This window comes from Streptomyces sp. YIM S03343 (assembly GCF_054729195.1).
Window position 1 is genome coordinate 2032264 of sequence record NZ_JBPUKX010000001.1, and the last position, 19472, is coordinate 2051735.

Here is a 19472-nt window from a genome sequence, read left to right on the forward strand (position 1 = left end):
GGCCGTCAGTCGTCCGACGACCGGCACCCCTTCGGGAACGACGTGTCGCCGCCGCGGTCGGCCAGGAAGAAGACGTCGATCCTGACCTTTCCCGAGGGGCCGCCCTTCCAGTAGCCCCGTTTGGGGGCGTGGCTGAAGCGGGGCAGGTCCTTGGTGATCTGGGAGTTGACCTTCTCGGCGGCGGCCTGGCCGGGACCCGGGTCGGGGGCCGTGCCGAAGGAGAGGACGAAGCCCGCCGTGCGGTTCGCCACGCCCGCCTTCTTCAGCTGGCCGCTGATCTGCCGGGTCACCGAGCCCGCGCTGCCGGTCGCCACCGTGAAGCTGCACGGTTTGAGGACCAGTCCGCGTTCCGCCCGCTCGCTCGGCGACGGGCTCACCGTGCCGGAGCGGCTCGGGGTCGAGGTGGCGGAGACGTCGGTGCGGTCCTCGCGGGGCAGCGAACCCAGCGCGATCACGAGGAGCAGCAGGAGCAGGTCGGCGAAGAGCCACCCGGCGAGCAGAACCGTGCGGCCTGCCGGGGGACGGCCGCTCACGATCCGCTCCTCGGCGGGGGCGGCATGTCGGCGTTGTCCAGCGGGCGGGCCCGCAGCGGGCCGTGGCCGCCTGCGTGGTCGAGCCGGTCGACGACCTGCCAGATACCCCGGGTGGACTCGACGACATTGCCGGTGCGCTCGGAGAACACCTGGAGCGCGGTGCCGAGTTGCTGGGCGAGATCGCGTACGGCGGCGACGGCGAGGTCGTGGCGGTGGATCTCCCGGCCGGTGATCTCGTGGGCGTTGCGCAGGTCCGTCACCAGCGCGTCGAGGGCGGCGCGGAGTTTCGCCTCGTCCTCCGCGGTCTGCCGGCGGATCCTGATCAGGTCCTGGGCGAGTTCGCCCGGCACGGTCAACGAGCGGATCAGGCCCTTGAGTTCGTCGACCGTCGTGGTCCAGGCGTCGAGCGCGGTCTGGATCCGGCTGGCCGGGCCGGTCTCCATCACGTTCACGATCTCCTCGGCCGTACGCCGCAGCGCCGACTCCAGGTTGACGGTGCTGGCCAGGATCTGGGCGGCGAGCCGGTCGGCGCCCGCGCTGTCCAGGGGTTTGCCTGCCGGACGGGCGGCCGGGGCGGCCAGCAGGAAGGTGGCCAGCGCCAGTTCGACGGCCAACTCTTGCCGTCCGTCCTCGCGCGACAGCCGCCGTTCCCTGAGGTGCTGCACGGCGTGCACGCCCAGGGTCAGGGCGACCACCAGCACGATCAGCAGCGTGACATGGACCGCCGAGGTCCCCAGCGTCACCGTCGTGCGGGCGGGCGGGCTGCCTTCCGGGAAGCCCCGGGCCCAGCCGAGCAGGAAGGGGTCCTTGCTCTTCGTGGCGTCGTAGGCGTGCAGGGCGTCCCGCAGCCGCCACCAGGTGAGCGCGACCGGTGCGAACACCAGGACGTCGCGGACCACCCCGATCCAGCTCTCCGCCTCGTGCCAGCGGCGCAGCGGCGCGTCGGGCAGCAGGACCTCGGGCGGGTAGGCGGTGACCAGGTCGGTCCCCGCGAGGGTGACGCCGCCCGCGTCCAGGTCGTCGGCGATCCGGTCCAGGACACGGGTGTCCGTGCCGTCGGCGCGGGATCGGGCGCCCAGGGCGCGGATCCGGGCGGCGATCCGGGTCAGTTCTTCGGTTGCCTCGTCATGCGGCGTCGTCATGCGGTGTCATTCCGGGTCGTCGGGTCCGGGCGGCGGGGTGAGGGGTGAGGGGTGAGGTGGAGGTGGGCGCGTCGGCGTCAAGGGTTGAGGCTCGCGGCGGCGATGTAGACGAGGCCGCCGAGGACGATGACGGCCAGAATGCAGATGAGGGTGGTCACGACGATCTTGCTGAGGCGGTCATCGTCCGGGTCCCGGTCGCGTTTCCGGTCCCGCTCGTGCTGCGGGTGAGCGGTCGGGTCGGCCGTCGCGGATGCGTTCGGGGGTGTCCGCGGCTGCGGGGGCTGTCCTTGGGGTCCCGGGTACGGCGCCCTCGCCGGGTACGGCGTCGTCGTGCCGTACGGCGTCCTCGGCGGGTACGGGCTCCACCCCTGCCCCGCGCCGCCGCCCGCCGTCCCCTGCCCGGCCGGAGCCGTCCGGCGCGCGGGAAGGTCGTACCCCTCCTCCCGCAGATACCGTTCGGCGATCGCGTACCGCACGTTCCGCTCGGCCCCCTCGTCCCCGGCCCGCTCCAGCGCGGCAGCGAGCAGGCCGAGCGGGGCTCTGGTGCCGGCCCGCTCCAGCAGTTCGGCGGTGTCCTCGCGGCGCAGCCGGCGACCGTACGCGGCGGTCAGCAGCGAGCGGTAGCAGTCGAGTTCGCGGTCGCGGTCACCGTCGGCAATGGTGTCGACCTGGGCGAGCAGCAGATCGTGCCCGTACCAGACCTCGGCCGCGCCCGCGGCGCCGTCCCGGGTGCCCACATGATGGCGGAGCAGCACGTACGCCGCCCGCGGGAAGTCCGCGGTGTACTTGGCGAGGAAGAACTCGAGGAGCACCGCGGCGGGGGTGGCTGCCAGCAGGCCCTCGCGGTCCAGCTGGTCCGGGTCCAGGCCGAGGTGGAGGGCGACGATCAGCAGGCGCTGGTGCCCTTTACGCCTCAGGTCCAGTCCCTCGTAGGGGATCTGGCGCCGGAACACGGTGGCCACCATGTCGCGCGGCGGGCCGGCGACCAGCGTCGCCTCGACCAGTTCGTTCGGCCCGGACTCGGCCAGGCACGCCTCCACCGCCTCGTGGAGGACCAGGTCCCGCAGCGAGGGGTGGCGTACGCCCCGCTGGGCGTCGGGGCCCCAGCGGTCCAGCACCTGGACCAGCCAGTCCGCAGGCTGACGGCGCAGCTCGCCCACGAGTTCGGTCCGTACGGAGTCCAGGCCGCCGCGGGCCGCCGCCGCGGCGAGCAGATCGTCGTCGACGAGGACGTCGCGGCGCAGCCGGGGGTCGGCGATCCGGCCGTCCACGACGGGCACCGAGAGCCGCCAGCGGGCCACGTCCTCGGCGGCGCCGAGCGCGAAGTGCGGGCGGATGCGGTCGAGGGCGGCGTTCCCCGACTCCAGGTAGAGGTCGGCCAGTTGGCCGGGGAAGGGGTCGGTGCCGGGTTCGGCGACGGCGGGTTCGACGCGCAGCCGGGTGTTGACGTACATGGACTGCGGCGGGCGGGCGGGGAGGAAGACCACGCGGGGCTGGTGGCCGCCGACGTCGTTCGACTCGTGGCTGGTGAAGGTCCACGGGTGGCCTGGCACCGGGCCGGTGATGTCGAGGAGCGCCGTCATCATGGGCAGGGCCAGTTCGGGGCGGGTGATGACGGTGAAGTCGGCGGCGGGGTCGTGCAGGACGTGTTCGACGAGCGCCGTGAGCTGCGGCCGGGGGATGTCCTGGACGCGGTCGCGCAGTGCGTCGAGGCCGGGGCGGGCGGCGTCCTGGAGGTCGGCGAGGTCGAGCGGGCCGAGGGGAGCCGGGGCGCTGTCGGGCGTGCTCTCGCGCCAGCCGGTCCAGTCGTGCAGGCCGAGGGCGAGCTGGGCGTCGATGGCGTCGCGGGGTCCGACGAGGGCGTGGGTGAGGGTGGCGCCGCTGCGGCCGTGGAGGTTGCGGGAGGGGACTTTGCGCAGCACGGCGGCCTCGTCGTCGAAGACGAGGTGCACCAGGGCGGCGGTGGCGTCGGCCGCATCGCCGCTGCCGTCGCGGCTGGCCCAGACGTTCTGGAGACGGCTGCCGGTCCAGCGGTCGAGGGTGGGGGGTGCCGAGTGCGCGACGGGGCGCACCCCGGCGTTGCCCTCGCCGTCCCGCTCGGCCCAGCCGAAGAGGATCTGATGAACCGTGGTCATCCGAGTCACCGGACTGCTCCCTGGCCGAGGTCGGCGGGGCCGAGGACCCCGCACATGGCGAACAGCGCGAGCAAGGGTTTGAGGGTGCGGCGCGGGGTGAAGCCGCCCAGCGGGGAGCGCTGGGCGCCGTTCTCCTCGACGGGTTTGTGGCCGGTGGCGGTGGCGAAGTGCAGGGTGGACTGCGCGCAGCGGAGGAAGGGGGCGAGCCAGCCCTGGGCGCCGCGGGTGCTGAGGAAGACATAGGCGTCCTCGCTCTCCGCCTCCACGGTGCGCAGGTCGAACTCCTCCTCGGCGGTGGAGTTGCGCAGCCATCGCTCCACCAGGGGCTCGTGGTGGCGCAGCAGATCGGACTTGCCGACGACGACGGCCGCCGGCAGCGGTAGGAACCGTTCGCCGTCCGCCCCGCGCAGCCTGGCGATCTTGTCGAGTACGACGCCGAAGGACGGGTCGCCGGTGACGGAGCCGGAGGCGGCGGTCATGCCGCGGATCCTGGTCGGGTCGACGACGAAGACCAGGGCGCTGACCGCGCCGAGGAAGGGGACCTGGGCGTCGTGGTCGGCGAGCCACTCGCCGGAGACGTCGAAGAAGGCGACGGCGAAGCTGCGCTTGGTGGTGCTGTTGTGGACCCACAGGGCGTCGGTGAACTCGGGCGGCTGGGCCGGGGTGCCGGCCAGGCCGCGGCCCTGGTCGAGGAAGGGGCGGACGGTGTCCTTGAGGTAGCGCTGGTGGAGTTTGAGGTCGAGGCCGCCGACGACCAGGCCGAGCCGGGACATCCGCTCGACGTCGGACAGCATGCCGATCATCGCGGCCAGCAGATGGCTCTTGCCGGCGGCGGACTCGCCGACGACGCCGATGACGAGGGGTTCGCCGAAGTCGCCGTAGCGGCCGGGCAGGACGTGGGGTTCACCGCCGCCGCCCTCGCACAGCCGGTAGGCGTCGAGCCTGCGGTGGTTCCAGTGCAGCTCGTCCTCGGTCTCCTGGCGGAGCAGGGGTTCGGGGCGGCCGTCGGCATTCATGGTGACGGTCTGCGCCCTCGCCCAGTCCACGGTGCTGAGGCAGATGGGGCATCTGACGGGTGCGGTCATGGTCTCCTCCTGCCGGTCAGGCCAGCGTGACGGCGACGATCAGCGCGCCGAGCGCCACCACGGCGGCGAGCAGCACGACGACGACGGGTGTGCGCACCCGCCACCAGGGGTCGGGCGGCGGAGCCGACGCCACGTACGGCGGGGGCGCGGGGCGCGGGAGGCGGGCGGCCCGGTGGGCGAGCTGCTGGGCGCGCAGGGCGCGGAAGTTCTCCCTGGCCTGCTGTTCGATCTGGGGGACCGGCGGCGGGACGGGGGGCCCGGCCGGGACGCCCGGATCGCGGCCGGTCTGGGCGGCCCGGCGGCGGCGCAGGGCGAAGCCGCTGACGCGCTGGCGGGCATGGTCCGTGAAGACGCCTTCGAGCAGGTTGTGCAGACTGCTGTCGAGGAGTTGCACCCGGGTCCGCATGTCGGCGGCGGTGGAGGCCTCCTCGCCGGTGGCGAGGTGGAAGATCACGGCTCCGGCGGAGTAGACGTCGTCGCGGCTGTCGGCCTTGCCGAGGCCGCCGGCCTGTTCCGGGGACCGCCAGGGATCGGTGCCGACGGGCCTGCCCCGCTCGTCGAACTCGTCCGTGACGAGGCCGGATTCGGTGAGCTGGAGGGCCGTGCCGTCCCACAGCAGGGTCTCGGGCCGGATGTCGCGGTGCACGAGGCGCAGATCGGCGAGCTGGGTCAGCACGGCGATCACACCGTCGATCACGGCTCCCAACCGGCCAGGGTGCAGCGGTAGTTCGTCGCGGAGTTCGGAGAGAGGCGTGCCGCGCCGGGTGGCGACCAGGTAGGGTGCCCTGCCGTCGGGGCGGTGGCCGACGATGCGGGTCAGTTCCCGCGGGTAGCCGGTGACACCGAGCCTGCGGGTGAGCATGTCGGCGGTCCGCACGGCTCGTTGCAGTTCCTGGCGTGCCTGGTCGGTGTAGGCGATGCGCTGGACGACCTGTTCACCGCCGCCGTGCACCAGAACTCCACGGCGTTCACGGAATCCGTCCCTCGTGTATTCACCTTGTTCGAAATCGATTTCGAAGATCGATTTTGCCGTACCGCCGCCAGAGGTGATCATTTCCAGACGCTCGATCAAAACCTGTCCCCCGTTTAGTGTGCTGCGTACCCGAAAATACACCCAGAACCCTTCCCAGCGCGTACGCTTCTCCTGAACCATGTAAGACAGGACGTATGAACTGGCAATGGCACAACGGACGTTGGCACGGGGGATGTACACATGGCCGGTCCGGGCTGGACACAATTGCGTGATGCAGGCGCATTCGAAACACTGGGCGAATTGTTTCCCGACGCGGTGGGCGCGCACGCCTTCCTGGAGGACCTCGGCGTAAATCCCGCGCTCCTGCCGGTTTTCGCGCCGCCGCTGCCCGCCGCCTCCTGGTGGCGCTCGGTCTGCCGCATTGTCGACCAGGGCCGGTTCGCCGGTGTCACACTCGGCGTGCTCGTCGGCGGGGCCGCCGCCCTTTACCCCGGGAATCCCGCATTCCGGGAGTTGGGCGGGCAGGCCCGGCTGCGGGTGCTGTGCCTGATGGCGGCGCCTCTGGACGAGGCCCGGCTGCGGCTCGGCGCGGAACAGCGGGTGCTGGCGGAGGCGGCGGCCCGCTCGGGCGGACGGCTCGCCGTGACCGTCCATCCGGCGACCCGGGTCGGCGACATCCAGCCCCGGCTGGAGGCCGTACGGCCGCAGATCCTTCATGTCGCGGGACACGGCACGGACGACGGACGGCTGCTGTTCGAGGATGAGACGGGCATCTCGGTACCGGTGCCGGTGCAGGCGCTGGCCGGGGCGCTTCGGCCGTACGCCCCGCTGCGCTGTGTGGTCCTCAACTCCTGCTGGTCGGCGGGATACGCGGACGGACTGCTGGACCGGGCCGACGAGGTGGTGGGCACCGCCGGCGAACTGCCCGACGAGGCCGCGCTGTTGTTCACGGAAGGCTTCTACGGCTCCCTGGCGCACTCCCCCTCCGTGGCGCGGGCCTGCGACGCCGCCCGGGCGGCGATGGAACTGCGGGGCCACTCCCCCGCCGGGGTCCGCCGGGTCTCCCGTACGGAGCACCTCGTATGACTGACCGTCAGCAGCCTGAGGAGAAACCGCCGTTCTCGGGTGCGCCCGAGGTGGCCAGCGGCTTCGAGCGGGGTCTCCAGCGCGGGGAGAACCCGCAGGTCGCCGGGGCCGACGGCCCGGCCTCCACCACGCTCGACTCCCGCTGGCTGGGCACCTGGCGGCGGCCGGGCACCCGGCGGCGGGTGCCGTGCAGGGTGTGCGGGCACACGTTCCGGCAGGACGACACCGTGTATCTCCGGCACTCCGACGACGGCAAACTCGTCGACGTCACCCACCACTTGCGCACCCTGCCGTGCAGCGGCGAGGCACCGGCCGCCGAACGGCCCGATCCGCAGCGGCAGGCCGCGTTCTTCCGCGGGGTCGACGGCACCGACCCGTCGCCGGACACCCTGCGCACCGTCCGTCTGATGCCCGGCGACCCGGTGCTGGGCCAGCTGCGACAACGCAACGCGTGCTTCGTGTGCACCCACACCTTCCGGCTGTTCGAGACCGTGGTGGTGTGCCCCTGCTCACCCGGCGACCGCGGCTGCCTCAAGGCCGTCCACCAGGACCCGGCGCGCGGGCTCGGCTGCTTCGAGCAGTGGCGCAGCGATCTCGACGTCGCACAGTGCCCGATGAACTTCCGCACGCTGAGGCGGGACTGACATGGCGGCCGCCTCGGAGCGCTTCGCGCGGCACGCGCATCTCCCCGGCTGGGACCAGCAGCGGCTCGCCGCGGCCACCGTCGTGGTGTGCGGGGTCGGCGCGCTGGGCAATCAGCTCGCCCAGCAGCTGGCGCTGGCCGGGGTGGGGCGGCTGGTGCTGTGCGACCCCGACGAGATCGCCGAGTCCAACCTCAGCCGCGCCCCCCTCTTCCTCCCCGCCGACGTGGGCAGCCCCAAGGCGGCGGTCGCCGCGCGCCGACTGGCCGGGCTGTCGCCGGTGACCCGGGTGGACGCCCGGGTCGCACCCCTGATCAGCGGGGTGGGCCTGGCCGAGCTGCGGGACGCCTCGCTGGTCGTGAGCTGCCTGGACAGCCTCGCCGCACGCCTCCAGCTCGCCGGGCGGTGTCTCCAGATGGGCGCCGCCCTGCTGGACGGCGGCACCGGACCGTGGGGCGGGGAGATACGGCTGTACGAGCCGTCGGGGCCGTGCTTCGGCTGCGGGCTGGGTCCCAGGGACCGGGCGGCCCAGGACGACCCGTGGGCCTGCACCGACGCCGCGCCGCGGGAGGCCGGTGCCTCGGCGCCGGTCTCGGCGCTGATCGGCTCCTGGCTCGCGGTGACGGCCGTACGGCTGCTGTGCGGCGCGGACACCGCGCCGGGGCTGGTCCGGGTGGACGCGGCGGGCGGTACGGCCACCCCGGTGCGGCTCGCCCGTGACCCGCACTGCCCGCTGCACACCCGTATCCCGGCCGACCGGGTGGCGTCGACCGAGCACACGGTGCTGTCCACCCCGGCCGAACTCGCCGCCCGGCTCGGCCCGGAGGAGTCCGTGCTGACCTGGGCGCCGCTGCCCGGGGCCGCACCCGCGCGGGAGTCGACCCGGCTCGCCGACGCCCCGCCGCGCGCCCGCCTCACCGATCTCGGTGTCGCGCCGCGCGAGATCCTGCCGGTCCTGCGGGCCGGCCGCACCAGCGAAGTCCGGTATCTGGAACTGTCCGAGGCCGGCGGGAAAGGAATCTCCCGGTGAACACCGACCCAGCCAAGCTGCCCACCGAGATCAAACGGGCCCTGATCGACACCCTGGCCGATCTCTACCGCACCCAGAACCAGGCCGAGGAACTCCTCGACGACATGGAGTTCCCGCCGCGAACCAGACCGCGCTGGGACGGCGCCCAGGAGGTGGTCGCCTTCTGGCGGGACCTCGTACGCGCCCTCGAACTCGGCGCCGTGCAGCAGGACGGACTGCTCAGGCTGGTGGAGACCGCCCTGCGGCGCTGGCCGGGCAACCACGACCTCCAGAAGATCCTCACCTTCCTGCGGGCCGAGCGGCAGGAGCAGGCCCAGGCCGCGGGCAACGCCGACACCCTGTACCGGACCGTGGAGTTCGTGGGCAGCGAGGCGTACCCGGAGTTCCACCGGCTGCTGCGGGAGATCGTCGACCCGGAGGCGCTCCAGCTGTACGCGGGCAACCAGCAGGCGGCGTTCCAGGTCGCCGATCTGCCGCCCCAGACGGTGCAGGAGCAGCTCCAGGAGCGCGTGGAGCGCATCGCGCCCGGTGTGCAGGTGCTGTACGGCGAGCACGGCTTTAGGCCCGCCCTCTACACCCGGCTCCAGATCATGGGCCCCGACCGGCAGTTGTACGAGATCCAGTACGTGCCGAACACCACCCTGCCGAGCGAGCTGGTCCCGGCGGTGTGGGCGCAGTACCGCCCGGAGGTGGCCCGCGACGCCAACGGCCAGCTGCTGCGGGCGGTCGTCGACTTCCGCGACGAGAACGGCGAGGCCCGCCGGCTGGACCCGGAAGTGCCGCTGCACGGGCAAGGGGTCCGGGAGGGCGGCCAGTTGGAGGTGTCGGCCGAGTCGACGGCCGGGGTGGACGCCCAGTTGCGGCTGGAGGCGATCTCCCGTGCCCGGGACGACATCACCGACTTCGCCGACGAGCACCCGGAGTTCACGCTCGTCAGGATGGACGACGACAGGTGGCCCGTGAGGTTCGAGGTGGAGCTGCATGTGCCCGGCTTCGCCCCGCCGGACGACATGGAGGCCTGGCCGCTGGACCCGAAGGTCATCGACCACCACGAGCTGGTGGTGTGGCTGCCGGGCGAGTTCCCCATCCAGGCGCCGCGGGTGCTGTGGGTGTCGGAGGTGTTCCATCCGAACATCGCCCGTGACCCGGAGCGCAAGGGCTCGGTGTGCCTGGGCCCTCTGATGACCGACTACACACCCGACCTCAGCCTGTACTCGGTCGGCCAGATGCTGATCGACATGGCCTGCTACCGCAACTACGAGATCCTCCCGCACGACTACGAGATGGCGCTCGACTTCGACAGCCTGGTGCGGGACATCATCGAGCGCGGCGGCTATCTGGACGGGGCCGCCGCGGCCTGGGCGTTCTCCATCGAGGGGCAGGAACGCATCAAGGAGATCGGCGGCACCACCTGGCTGGCCCGCGCCGGGCTGATCCGGCCCGCAGGCCGCGCCCGGTCCCTGACCCTGCACCGGGTGGAGACCACCGCGGACACCGACGTGGAAGCGGGCGCGGATGAGCGCATCGGCGTGGAAGCGGGTCCGGATGAGCGCTGAGAACCGTGCCGCGACGGCCATGGTGCTGCTCTACAAGGGCACGTCGTTCGATCTGGTGGGCAAGATCTCGCTGACCTCGCTGCTGGTCGAGGCGCTGCGGCAGCTCCTGGAGAAGGGCGACCAGGACGAGCATCTGATCATGCATCTGCGCTATGTCCGCAGGCCGGACCCGCGGTTGATGGACGGTCCGCGCACCATCCACAATCTGCGCGCCCAGATCGGCCGGCTCGGGGTGGTGATCTCCCGCAACGGCGAGAGTGTCCTGGACCGGGAGTTCCCGGTGCGGGAGCTGCTCGGCCCCGTGCTCCAGCACGTGGTGCAGCAGATCGACCCGGACGAGGAGGTGTGGGGCTTCTGTCTCGACCACCCGTCGATCAGCGGCATGGCGCTGGGCCGCTCGACCCCCGAGGTGGCGGGCGCCATGGACCTCGATCTCAGGGAGCCGCGGCGCAGTTTCACCGTCCGGAAGGTCGCCGAGCCGCCGGTCCCCGAGGTGGATCCGGCCGAACTCGGCCTGGACCCGGACACGTTGGGACCGGTGACCGTGCTGCTGCCGGGCGGAACCTACGACCATCTGCATCTGATGAAGCTGTCCCTGCGGCTGGAGGAGGGCGGCTTCCTGCTCGGCAAGGTGCTGCGGGTGACCGGCGGCGGGGACAGCAGGAGCGGCGGCAGGCACGGCGGCGGGGAACGCTATCTGGTCGAGATCACCGAGGTCACCCCGGCGGACCACTCGGGCGCCGGGGCGCTGCACTTCACGTTCACCGGGGACTCGTTCCGCGAGATGAACCGGCTGATCACGATCGCGGGCGAGGACAAGCAGCTGATGGGCTGGTACCACACCCATCTGTTCTCCGGGGACGACATGGGCCTGTCCGCCGTCGACGTCGAACTGCATCTGGGCACGTTCCGGCAGCCGTGGCAGGTGGCCGGACTGATCAACATCACGGGCGACGGCCGGCTGCTGCGCTTCTACGCGCGCTCCGGGGACGACGTCCGGGAGTGCGAACAGTGGGTGAGGGATGAGCGCGGTCGATACCGCCTTGCGCGTACTGCAGTGGTCGACGGCCGCTGAACCGGGGCAGCCGGTGCAATCCGCCCCGCCCGAGGGAGATCTGACGGACCCCCAGGCACTGGCCGGTCCGCCGCCGGACATCACGGCGGCGGTGACCGGGCTGGCCGCGCGGACCGCGGCCCGGCTGCGGCTGGACGGGCCCGCGGCGGCCGAGCGGCGCCCGGTGGGCGCGGGCGCCGTGGTGCTGGCTGCCGCGGTGGGCGCGCGCGGCCGGGCGGGGCTGGCCGCCGAGGCCGTACGGGCCGTACCGCCGCCGCGTTCGCTGTGGGACGCCCTCGCCCATCACGCCGTGGTCGCGCCCGCCCTGCGGCACTGCGCGGCCGACCCGGTGCTGGCCGGCCGGCTGCGGGACGCCTCACCGCTGACCGCGCTCCTCGACCGGCCCACCCGGGCGGGCGAAGCCGCTGCCGAACTCCTCCTGGAGGACGTCCTGCTGGAGCATCCGCACGGCCGCCGTCTGCTGGTCACCGTGTACTGCGAGGCCCCCGCCTCCCCCGGCCAGGCCCTGTGGCGGGGCCAGGTGCTCGACCGGCTGCGCATGACGGAGCGCGAGCTGGTGCTCGACGTGTACGAGGCGGCGCTGCTGCGGCACCTGCCCGCGCACCGCTCGCTGCTCGACCGGGCCGGGGCCGTCCTCGTCCCGCCGCCCGACCTGCCCGCCGCCCGCCCGGTCGCCCAGTGGTGGGCCGCGCTGGCCCGGCTGGAGCGCTCGCACCCCCGGCTGGTGAAGGCGCGCACCGGGATCACCCGCCACTATCTGGCGGGCGTACGGCTGTTCCGGCAGTTCGAACGACTGGAGGCGATGAACGCATGACCACGTCCACACGCCGGATCTCCGTCGTCGCACCCGACGAGAGCGCCCTGCGGGCGCTGCGCCGCCAGCCCGGCGGTATCACCGTCGCCGAGGCCCTCGCGTCAGGGCCGTACACCCTGCTCACCCCGCTGGAACCGGGCTGGGCGGTGCTGCGCTGGGAGTCCGTCTCCGCGGATCTGCTGCTCCAGTCGGAGCTGGCGTACGGCACCCCGGTCTACCCACCGACGTACACCGCGCCGACCGCCGCGCCGCAGCCCATCGCCTTCAGCAAGCCGCCGCAGGAGACACCCCCGGTGGAGGCCGCGCCCGCGGAGCCGGAGTACCGGCATCCGCAGCCCGACGAGTTGCACGAGGCCGAGGCGACCGTGCTGGCGTACGGCCGGGACATCGCCCAGGTGGCCTCGCTGCTGCGGGCCCGGCTGTCGGTGCTGGTGGTCGCGGAGAAACCGGTCGTGCCGCATCTGTGGCGGGAGATGGCCAGCCGCGCCGGGCTGCGCGCCGAGGTCCTGGAGTCCACCGACGACTCCACCGACGGCACCGCCGCCCAGCCGCAGGAGGCGGGCCCGCCGCAGGGCGATCAGCTGATCCCGGTCCAGCAGAACGCCCGGCAGCGGCTGCTGGCCCGGCTGCGGGAGCTGGTGCGTGCCCTCAACGACGACACGGTGCTGGTGGTGCAGCACCTCGATCTGCTCGCCGGGGGCAGCGACGGCTCGCTGTCGGCGGAGGCCCGCGAGGTGACCGAGCTGCTGCACGGGGCGCCCGAGCGGGTGATGCTGGCGTTCGCGGCGCCCTCCCTGTCGGTGCCGGAGGTGCTGGCCGAGCGGTTCAGCACCCGGGTGTCGATCACGGGGGTGCCGCGCACCGTGTGGTTCCGCGACGACGACGAGGAACAGCCGCTGGGCCGGGCACTGGTGACGGTATCCGAGTCGGAGCGCTTCAGCCGCTACGACCCGGTCGAGTGCTACAAGCATGTGGCCGGTATGAACCCGGTGCTGCTGCGCCAGGCGATGCGCTACGCGATGAGCGTGCACCGCGACGCCGAGGCGCCCACCGCCCGCGACCTGTACGCCACGATCCGCGCGTTCAAGGCGCAGATGTCGAGCAACTTCGAGGTCCCGGACGTCGGTTTCGACGACATCGCGGGCTACGACGAGGTCAAGGAGCACATCCAGCGGGCCATCGACATCGTCATCGGGCACCACCGGCTGCCCCCGGAGTACGACCATCTGCGCACCAAACTGATCCCGCGCGGCTTCATCTTCCACGGGCCGCCCGGCACCGGCAAGACGCTGTTCGCGAAGGCCATCGCCAACCGGATGAACGCCACCATCCTCGTGGTGTCCGGCCCGGAGATCATGGGCACCTACGTCGGCGAGAGCGAGCGCAATGTGCGGGAGATCTTCGCCGAGGCACGCCGCAACGCCCCCTCGGTGGTGGTGTTCGACGAGTTCGACTCGATCGCCTCGCGCCGCTCCGACCACTCCGACGGCGGCACCCGCGCGGGCAACGCGGTGGTCGCGCAGATCCTCACGGAGATGGACGGTTTCCGCCCGGAGGTGCCGACGCTGGTGATCGGCACCACCAACCGGCTGAACCTGATCGACGAGGCGCTGCTGCGGCCCAGCCGCTTCGAGACCATCGGCATCGACGTGCCCAACGACGAGGCCCGGCTGAAGATGATCAACCTGCACGCGGCGAAGTTCGGCATCGACGTCGGCGGCGGGGTGGACGAGCTGATCGCGGCGGCCCTGCGCGGCCGCAACGGCGACGACATCCACTCGGTGTTCCGCGACGCGTTCGTCGCCGCGCACTTCCGCAATCCGCCGCTGCCGCCCACCCCGGAGCAACTGGGCCAGATCGTCGGCCAGTTGCAGCGCACCCGGCGTGAGCAGCGGCGCTCCAGCAGGCGTTGAACGGACACCGGCAGGACGGGAGAGGAGGTACCGGGTGAGCTGGGGACAGGACACCGTCGACACCGTCAGGGACCTGGAGTACGTACGGCGGCGGCTGGGCGACGAGTTCGTGGGGCGCGAGCGTGCCGTACGGCTGCTCCAGCTCGCCATGGTGTGCCGGGAGCACGCGCTGCTGCTCGGGCCGACCGGCACCGCCAAGAGCGAGCTGATCGCCGCGCTGGCCCGGCACATCCAGGCGCGGCACTTCAGCTATCTGCTGACCCGGTTCACCGAGCCGTCGGAGATCTTCGGGGCGCTGGACTTCGAGCGGTTCCGCGAGGGCACGTACCACGTGCGCACCGAGGGGATGCTGCCGCAGGCCGAACTGGTCTTCCTGGACGAGGTGTTCCAGGGCAGCAGCGCCATCCTCAACACCCTGCTCACCCTGCTCAACGAGCGCCGCTACCACAACGGGGCGCACGCCGAGAACGCTCCGCTGATCAGTCTGCTCGGCGCGACCAACGACATCCCGGACGACCCGGGACTGACCGCCTTCTCCGACCGGTTCCTGATCCGGCTCCAGGTCGAGCCGGTCGGCGGCATCGGTCTGGAGCGGCTGCTCCGGGTGGGGTGGGAGCACGAGAAGCGTCGGCTGGCGGCGTCGGTGGGCGCGGCGGCCGGGCCGCGCCCACAGGTCACCGGCACGCTGACCGTGGAGCGCCTCGGGCAGCTCGCGCTGCGGTTGCGGGACATCGACCTCGATCCGGTGCTCGGTGAACACCGGGAGCTGGTACGGCAGTTGCTGATCCAAGGGGTCAGACTGTCGGACCGGCGGGTGGTGCGCAGCCTCAAGCTGGTCGCGGGGGCTGCGCTGCTGCGGGAGTCGCACACCGCCCAGCCGGTGGACCTGTGGCCGTTGGCGTACATCTGGACCGACCCGGCCGACCGCGTCACCGTCGAGGAGGCCGTGCACGCCGTGGTGGAGAAGCACGGCGGCGAACCGGCCCGGCGGCGCCGCCCGGACCGCGAGATCCTGCTCGACGCCCGGGAGATCAGCGCCCCGCTCACCGGCGGGCGCCACCCCAGCGAGTGGAGCGTCATCGACGGGCTGCACAAACTCGGCGACCTGTCACGAGAGCTGAGGGAGCATCAGCCGGTGGACTCGGGTGCCGAGTCGGAGTTGTCCCGGATCATCGCCGGGGTCAACGCGCTGCTCGACCGGTTCGGGTGAGCGGGGGCGGAGGCGGAGGCAGAGGCGGGGGGAGAGGCGGGGGCGGTGGCGGGTTCGGTCCGGATCCGGGTCCGTGGCGGGTCCGGATCCGTGGCCGGGTCCGTGGCCGGTGCCGCTGGGCAGGGCAGGGCAGGCGAGACCGTTTCGACTGGGCAAGACAGCAGGGAGGCTATCCGATGTGCAATCCCCGACGGGTCCAGGTCCGGGCCTCGAGTCGGCTCACCCGTATGTGGCAGGAGGAACTGCGCAGAACGGGCCGGGCCAGCATGGAGGTCGCCGGGCAGGCCACGCTGCGGCAGCCGTTCGGGACACAGCTGGGCGCGGCGGCCCGCCGTGCCTTCGAGACGGCGCTCGGCGCCGACACCCGCTGGACCTGGCAGGACGGCACCTACCGGCTGGACGTCGAGGACGGCTCCATCACCTATCACCTCGACACGGGCGAGATCGAGATGACGACCTGGGTGAGCGATGTGGTGACCGCCGAGGCCGAGGTGACCCGCACCGTGGAGGGCACGGTCGTCGTGGAGGCCACCGCCGAGGAGACCGCACGCTACTACGACGACAGCTGGGGCGGTCTGACCAAGGATGTCGCGGAGCGCTCCGCCCGGCTGGAGGCACAGCAGCGCGCCGACCAGGACGCCGCCGAGCAGATCACCCGCAAGGAGGAGAAGGAACGCCTCGCCGGGCAGCACCTGCTGGCCGGGCAGCGCGGTGAACTCGACGCCGAGGCCCAGGAGGAGGCCGAGCGGCGGCTGGCGGCACCGGCCGAGCAGCGCCGGGAGGAGCTGTCCCGGGACGCGGCCGACCGGCTGGCCGACGCCAGGGAGGACTTCCTGCGCCCGGTGCACGAGGTCCTCGCGGTGGCCTACCGCGACGCGATCCTGGAGTACGCGCGTACCCACGGCGCCCAGGCCCTCCAGGTAGACGACACGGACGGGGTGCTCAGCATCCAGTTCGAGATGGAGGCCTGAGCGATGCGGGTCAGGGTCGAGTTCCGCTACAACGCCGAGACCGGGGAGGTGGAACTGTTCCAGGTGGACGACATCGGGCGCACCACCAGGGTCCAGGACCACGACGCCGCGCACGAGCAGATCGCTTTCGACCTGGGCCAGGTGCTGGACCGCAGGCCCGGTGTGGAGGAGGTCGTCGATGTGAGCCGGGGCCGCGAGAGCATGCCCGCGGGGCAACGGCCCGCGGCCGAGGACGAGAACACTGACGCCGTACGGCGCGACGAGCGGCTGAGGCAAGGCGACGGATGATCCGCGAGCCCGGCCTCCTGCAACGCGCCGCCCTCTGCTACGCGCAGGCGGGCGACCTGGCGCAGGCCGCCCGCTGCCACGAGGAGGCGGGCTACCGGCTGCGGGCGGCCGAACTGTGGGAACAGGCCGGGGATCTGGTCCGTGCCGCCGACTGCTGGCGCGGCGCGGGCCGGGCCCGCCTGGCCGCCGAGTGCCTGCTGCGGGCGGATCGCCCCGAGGAGGCCGCCGCATGCTTCGAGCAGGCCGGCGACCCGCTGTGGGCGGGCTGGACCCTGGTCACCCGTACCCGTTCCTACGCCACCGCCGAGCAGTTGTTCGCCGCGGCCCGGCCCACCGGCCCCGGCGAACGGCTGCGCCGTCGGCTGGGCCACGAACTGGCCGCCGCGCTGGCCTACGGCACCACGGCCGCCCTGGTGGCCACCCTGTCCGGGGTGCCGGACCGCATCGGCACCCTCGCCCCGGCCCGGGAGCGGGTGGAGGCCGAGCGGTGGGCGGTCGCCGCGGCCGACGCGATCCGCAGACCCGACCTCGGCGCGCTGGTCCTCGCCGCGTCCTACCGCGCAGGTGTGCCGGGCTGCGCCGGCCGCTGGCAGCGGTGGGCGGTCCACGCCCTGGGCGACACCACGGGCGTACCGACCGGCCCGCCACCACCGCAGCCGGACACCCCGGCGGCCGGCTAGCACCACAGCACCACAGGTAGCACCACAGGCACCACAAGCACCACAAGACTTCCGTTCAGGCACGACAGGACACATCGGCAACACCGCTCCACTCATCGGGGGACCCGTACCTATGACGACTCCACGCCGCCGCAAGAGAAGGTTCTTCCCTTCAGCGGTGCCCGAACCGCCGCCCACCCCGCCACCGGCGCCGCCGCGCTTCACGGCCAGACCGGTGGACGCATCCGGCGGCAGGGTCCCCCCGCCCCCGCCGCCGGACGAACCCCCGTACGGTCCCCCGGCTCCCGAACCGCCGCAGGCCTCGCCCTGGTCCGCCGCGGCCCGCTTCCCCGCGCCGCGCGCCGCCCTCGGCCATCTCGCGGCCACCGCCGAACTGGGTGTGCCGGGGCTGCGCAGCTCGCCGTACGACGACTCGGTGTGGGTGCTGCTGGACACGGCGCATCTGGCGGCCCTGCCGCTGGTCGCCGGATACGGCGGTACCGCCTTCCAGCCGGACGGGGACGGACTGCTGTGGCCCTACGACCCCTCGGACCCGGCGGGTGGTGTCCCGGACCGGACCACCGCCGCACCGCCCGTACCACCCGCACCGCCGGTACCACCCGCACCGCCCGTGCCTCCGGCACCGACCGTGCCGCGCCTGCCGTGGCCGCCGCCCGCCGCCCCCGTCGCCCCCGTCGCTTCTGCCGCCCCGGCGCCCCGCATCCCGTGGCCGGCCACCACCGCGGAACACGCCCGGCGCGAGACGCCGCCCACGCCCCGGATGGCCGACGTGGCCGGCTGGGCCCCGCTCCCCGTGGCCGAACTCGCCGCGCACAGCCCGGTCGGCGCCCCGCCGCAGGGGCTGCGGGAGATCTCGGTGCTGGCGCCGGGCGCCCTGGCCCGCTGGCTGCTGCGCCGGAGCCTGGCCGCCGGGGTTGCGGCCACATTCACACCGGTCGAGCGGCTGGACGGGGCGGGGCGGGGCGACCCCGGCTGGCTGCTGCTGCGCCTCGGCGCGGCCGGGGCGGTGCCGCGGGGGCTGGTGGAGGCGTGCGGTCGGCTGCCGGGGACTGTGGCGTGCCGGGCCGCGGATCCCGACGGCCGGGTGCTGGTGGACCTCGGGCTGCGGCTGCCGCTGGACGACGCCCTGCTGCTCGACGAGACCCCGCCGGGACGGCATGTGGTGGTGGAGCGTGCGGCGGCCGGGCCGCCCTGGCAGTGGCGTCCGCTGGGCGAACCGGCATCGGCGGAACTCCTCGACGCGGGCCCGGTACGGGGCCGCACAAGGGCGCCCGTCTCGGTCCCGGTGCCGGTGCCCGCGCTCGGTCCGCCGCTGCCGGTACGGCTGGTGCCCAGCGCCCGTGCCCCGCGCCGGGTGGACGCCGTACTGGTCGCGGACGCCGAACTGGACGGTCTGCGGCGGTTTCTGCGCTGCCGCCCGCTGCACGAGACGGCGGTGGTGGCCTTCGGCCCGGGACGGCATCTGGTGACTGAACCACCAGGGCTGCTGGAGGCGTTGCCGTTCGGGGTGCCGGTCTACCAGGCGGGCCCGGGATCCCTCTACCTGGAGAGCGGCTGCGTCCTGAATCCCCCGCTGCCGGAACCGGCGCGCGACGAGGTGTTCGGGCTGGGGCCCGATGTCATCAAGGTGCTGTGCAGGGACGGCGCGTGGCAGCTTCGGCTGGCGGACGTACGGCCGGCCTGGCAGCTCTGGGTACCGGCGGCACCGGCCTTCGAGAGCGGACTGTCGCACCCGGCACGGGAGTTGCTGAACCGCCTGGCCGACCTGGTCCCCGCCCCGGACCCCACGACCCCGTCCGCCCCGCGCACCACGGAGACGGAACGCGCCCGCCTCAACCAGGAGGCGATGGAGCACCTTCTGCGCGGCGACTACCGCAAGGCCGCCGAACTCCTGGAACAGGCGGGCCACTTCCAGCGCGCGGCCCAGATGTACGAACGGGCGGCGGAGGAGTTGGGGGAGGAACGGTGAGGGCGGGGGGCACGGTGAGGGCGGGGGGCGCAGTGAGGACGGAGGGGGCAGTGAGGACGGAGGGCGCGGCGTGCGCGGCGTTCGGGCCGGGCGAGGCGACGGCGACGGGCGGTTCGGCCACGCCGGGCTGTTCCGCCATGCGGGACGCGGTGGCCGGGTCCGGCGCCGTGGCCGCGTCCGGCGCCGTGGCCGCGTCCGGCATCGGGGCCGGGTCCGGCATCGGGGCCGCGCGATGCACCGTATCCGCGGGACGTGCCGGATTCGCGCAGGGCACTAGGTTCAGGTGGCCCGTCGAGCGGTTCAGGTGGCGCGCCGCTCCCGGACAGAGCCGCGGCCTCGTACCCGGCGCCGTGACAGACACCGCACCCGCC

General features: G+C 73.3%; 17 protein-coding genes. 12 read left to right on the forward strand and 5 right to left on the reverse strand.

Features of this window, described 5'->3' with window-relative positions:
- Positions 1-5: 5 nt before the first annotated feature.
- The 5 genes from ACSYGN_RS08730 to ACSYGN_RS08750 form a co-directional block, all read right to left on the reverse strand.
- Positions 6-533 carry a hypothetical protein gene (locus tag ACSYGN_RS08730; protein ID WP_460393589.1) on the reverse strand — a complete coding sequence of 176 codons (528 nt, stop codon included), beginning with the start codon at positions 531-533 and terminating at the stop codon, positions 6-8.
- A complete protein-coding gene (locus ACSYGN_RS08735; protein ID WP_460393590.1) occupies positions 530-1675 on the reverse strand; it encodes a hypothetical protein in 1146 nt (381 codons plus the stop codon). Before ACSYGN_RS08735 ends, ACSYGN_RS08730 begins: the two co-directional genes overlap by 4 nt.
- A gap of 77 nt (positions 1676-1752) precedes the next feature.
- The gene (locus ACSYGN_RS08740) at positions 1753-3810 is read right to left on the reverse strand and encodes a hypothetical protein (RefSeq protein WP_460393591.1); all 2058 of its coding nucleotides are present in this window, start codon (positions 3808-3810) and stop codon (positions 1753-1755) included.
- A gap of 5 nt (positions 3811-3815) precedes the next feature.
- A complete protein-coding gene (locus ACSYGN_RS08745; protein ID WP_460393593.1) occupies positions 3816-4895 on the reverse strand; it encodes a hypothetical protein in 1080 nt (359 codons plus the stop codon).
- A 16-nt stretch (positions 4896-4911) separates the two neighbouring features.
- Positions 4912-5847, reverse strand: coding sequence for a protein kinase domain-containing protein (locus ACSYGN_RS08750; protein ID WP_460393595.1), 936 nt, complete (start codon positions 5845-5847; stop codon positions 4912-4914).
- Between the two features lie 261 nt (positions 5848-6108).
- Between ACSYGN_RS08750 and ACSYGN_RS08755 the strand changes: the two genes are divergently transcribed.
- The 12 genes from ACSYGN_RS08755 (at position 6109) to ACSYGN_RS08810 (ending at position 19101) form a co-directional block, all read left to right on the forward strand.
- On the forward strand, positions 6109-6954 hold the full coding sequence (locus ACSYGN_RS08755; RefSeq protein WP_460393597.1) for a CHAT domain-containing protein: 846 nt from the start codon (positions 6109-6111) through the stop codon (positions 6952-6954).
- On the forward strand, positions 6951-7598 hold the full coding sequence (locus ACSYGN_RS08760) for a hypothetical protein (RefSeq protein ID WP_460393599.1): 648 nt from the start codon (positions 6951-6953) through the stop codon (positions 7596-7598). The genes ACSYGN_RS08755 and ACSYGN_RS08760 overlap by 4 nt, the downstream gene beginning before the upstream one ends.
- 1 nt (position 7599) lies before the next feature.
- Positions 7600-8625: a HesA/MoeB/ThiF family protein gene (locus ACSYGN_RS08765; protein ID WP_460393601.1), complete on the forward strand. Its 1026-nt coding sequence runs from the start codon at positions 7600-7602 to the stop codon at positions 8623-8625.
- Complete coding sequence (locus ACSYGN_RS08770) at positions 8622-10181, forward strand: effector-associated domain EAD1-containing protein (RefSeq protein ID WP_460393603.1); 1560 nt, start codon at positions 8622-8624, stop codon at positions 10179-10181. Before ACSYGN_RS08765 ends, ACSYGN_RS08770 begins: the two co-directional genes overlap by 4 nt.
- On the forward strand, positions 10171-11256 hold the full coding sequence (locus ACSYGN_RS08775; protein ID WP_460393605.1) for a JAB N-terminal domain-containing protein: 1086 nt from the start codon (positions 10171-10173) through the stop codon (positions 11254-11256). Before ACSYGN_RS08770 ends, ACSYGN_RS08775 begins: the two co-directional genes overlap by 11 nt.
- A gap of 13 nt (positions 11257-11269) precedes the next feature.
- A complete protein-coding gene (locus ACSYGN_RS08780) occupies positions 11270-12070 on the forward strand; it encodes a hypothetical protein (protein WP_460393607.1) in 801 nt (266 codons plus the stop codon).
- Complete coding sequence (locus ACSYGN_RS08785) at positions 12067-13983, forward strand: ATP-binding protein (RefSeq protein ID WP_460393609.1); 1917 nt, start codon at positions 12067-12069, stop codon at positions 13981-13983. The genes ACSYGN_RS08780 and ACSYGN_RS08785 overlap by 4 nt, the downstream gene beginning before the upstream one ends.
- A 34-nt stretch (positions 13984-14017) precedes the next feature.
- Positions 14018-15193 (forward strand): AAA family ATPase, encoded by a 1176-nt coding sequence (locus ACSYGN_RS08790; RefSeq protein WP_460393611.1) that lies wholly within the window; start codon positions 14018-14020, stop codon positions 15191-15193.
- 176 nt (positions 15194-15369) lie between these two features.
- Positions 15370-16164: a hypothetical protein gene (locus ACSYGN_RS08795; RefSeq protein ID WP_460393613.1), complete on the forward strand. Its 795-nt coding sequence runs from the start codon at positions 15370-15372 to the stop codon at positions 16162-16164.
- Positions 16165-16167: 3 nt separating this feature from the next.
- Entirely contained in the window at positions 16168-16452 is a 285-nt protein-coding gene (locus ACSYGN_RS08800) for a hypothetical protein (RefSeq protein WP_460393615.1), read from the forward strand.
- On the forward strand, positions 16449-17132 hold the full coding sequence (locus ACSYGN_RS08805) for a hypothetical protein (RefSeq protein ID WP_460393617.1): 684 nt from the start codon (positions 16449-16451) through the stop codon (positions 17130-17132). Before ACSYGN_RS08800 ends, ACSYGN_RS08805 begins: the two co-directional genes overlap by 4 nt.
- A 157-nt stretch (positions 17133-17289) precedes the next feature.
- Positions 17290-19101, forward strand: coding sequence for a hypothetical protein (locus ACSYGN_RS08810; protein WP_460393619.1), 1812 nt, complete (start codon positions 17290-17292; stop codon positions 19099-19101).
- The last annotated feature ends 371 nt before the right edge of the window (positions 19102-19472 follow it).

Coding starts and splice junctions, on each gene's coding strand:
- ACSYGN_RS08735 (WP_460393590.1), bottom strand. CDS start 1,675: ATGACGACGCCGCATGACGAGGCAACCGAAGAACTGACCCGGATCGCC.
- ACSYGN_RS08740 (WP_460393591.1), bottom strand. CDS start 3,810: ATGACCACGGTTCATCAGATCCTCTTCGGCTGGGCCGAGCGGGACGGC.
- ACSYGN_RS08745 (WP_460393593.1), bottom strand. CDS start 4,895: ATGACCGCACCCGTCAGATGCCCCATCTGCCTCAGCACCGTGGACTGG.
- ACSYGN_RS08755 (WP_460393597.1), top strand. CDS start 6,109: ATGGCCGGTCCGGGCTGGACACAATTGCGTGATGCAGGCGCATTCGAA.
- ACSYGN_RS08760 (WP_460393599.1), top strand. CDS start 6,951: ATGACTGACCGTCAGCAGCCTGAGGAGAAACCGCCGTTCTCGGGTGCG.
- ACSYGN_RS08765 (WP_460393601.1), top strand. CDS start 7,600: ATGGCGGCCGCCTCGGAGCGCTTCGCGCGGCACGCGCATCTCCCCGGC.
- ACSYGN_RS08775 (WP_460393605.1), top strand. CDS start 10,171: ATGAGCGCTGAGAACCGTGCCGCGACGGCCATGGTGCTGCTCTACAAG.
- ACSYGN_RS08785 (WP_460393609.1), top strand. CDS start 12,067: ATGACCACGTCCACACGCCGGATCTCCGTCGTCGCACCCGACGAGAGC.
- ACSYGN_RS08795 (WP_460393613.1), top strand. CDS start 15,370: ATGTGCAATCCCCGACGGGTCCAGGTCCGGGCCTCGAGTCGGCTCACC.
- ACSYGN_RS08800 (WP_460393615.1), top strand. CDS start 16,168: ATGCGGGTCAGGGTCGAGTTCCGCTACAACGCCGAGACCGGGGAGGTG.
- ACSYGN_RS08805 (WP_460393617.1), top strand. CDS start 16,449: ATGATCCGCGAGCCCGGCCTCCTGCAACGCGCCGCCCTCTGCTACGCG.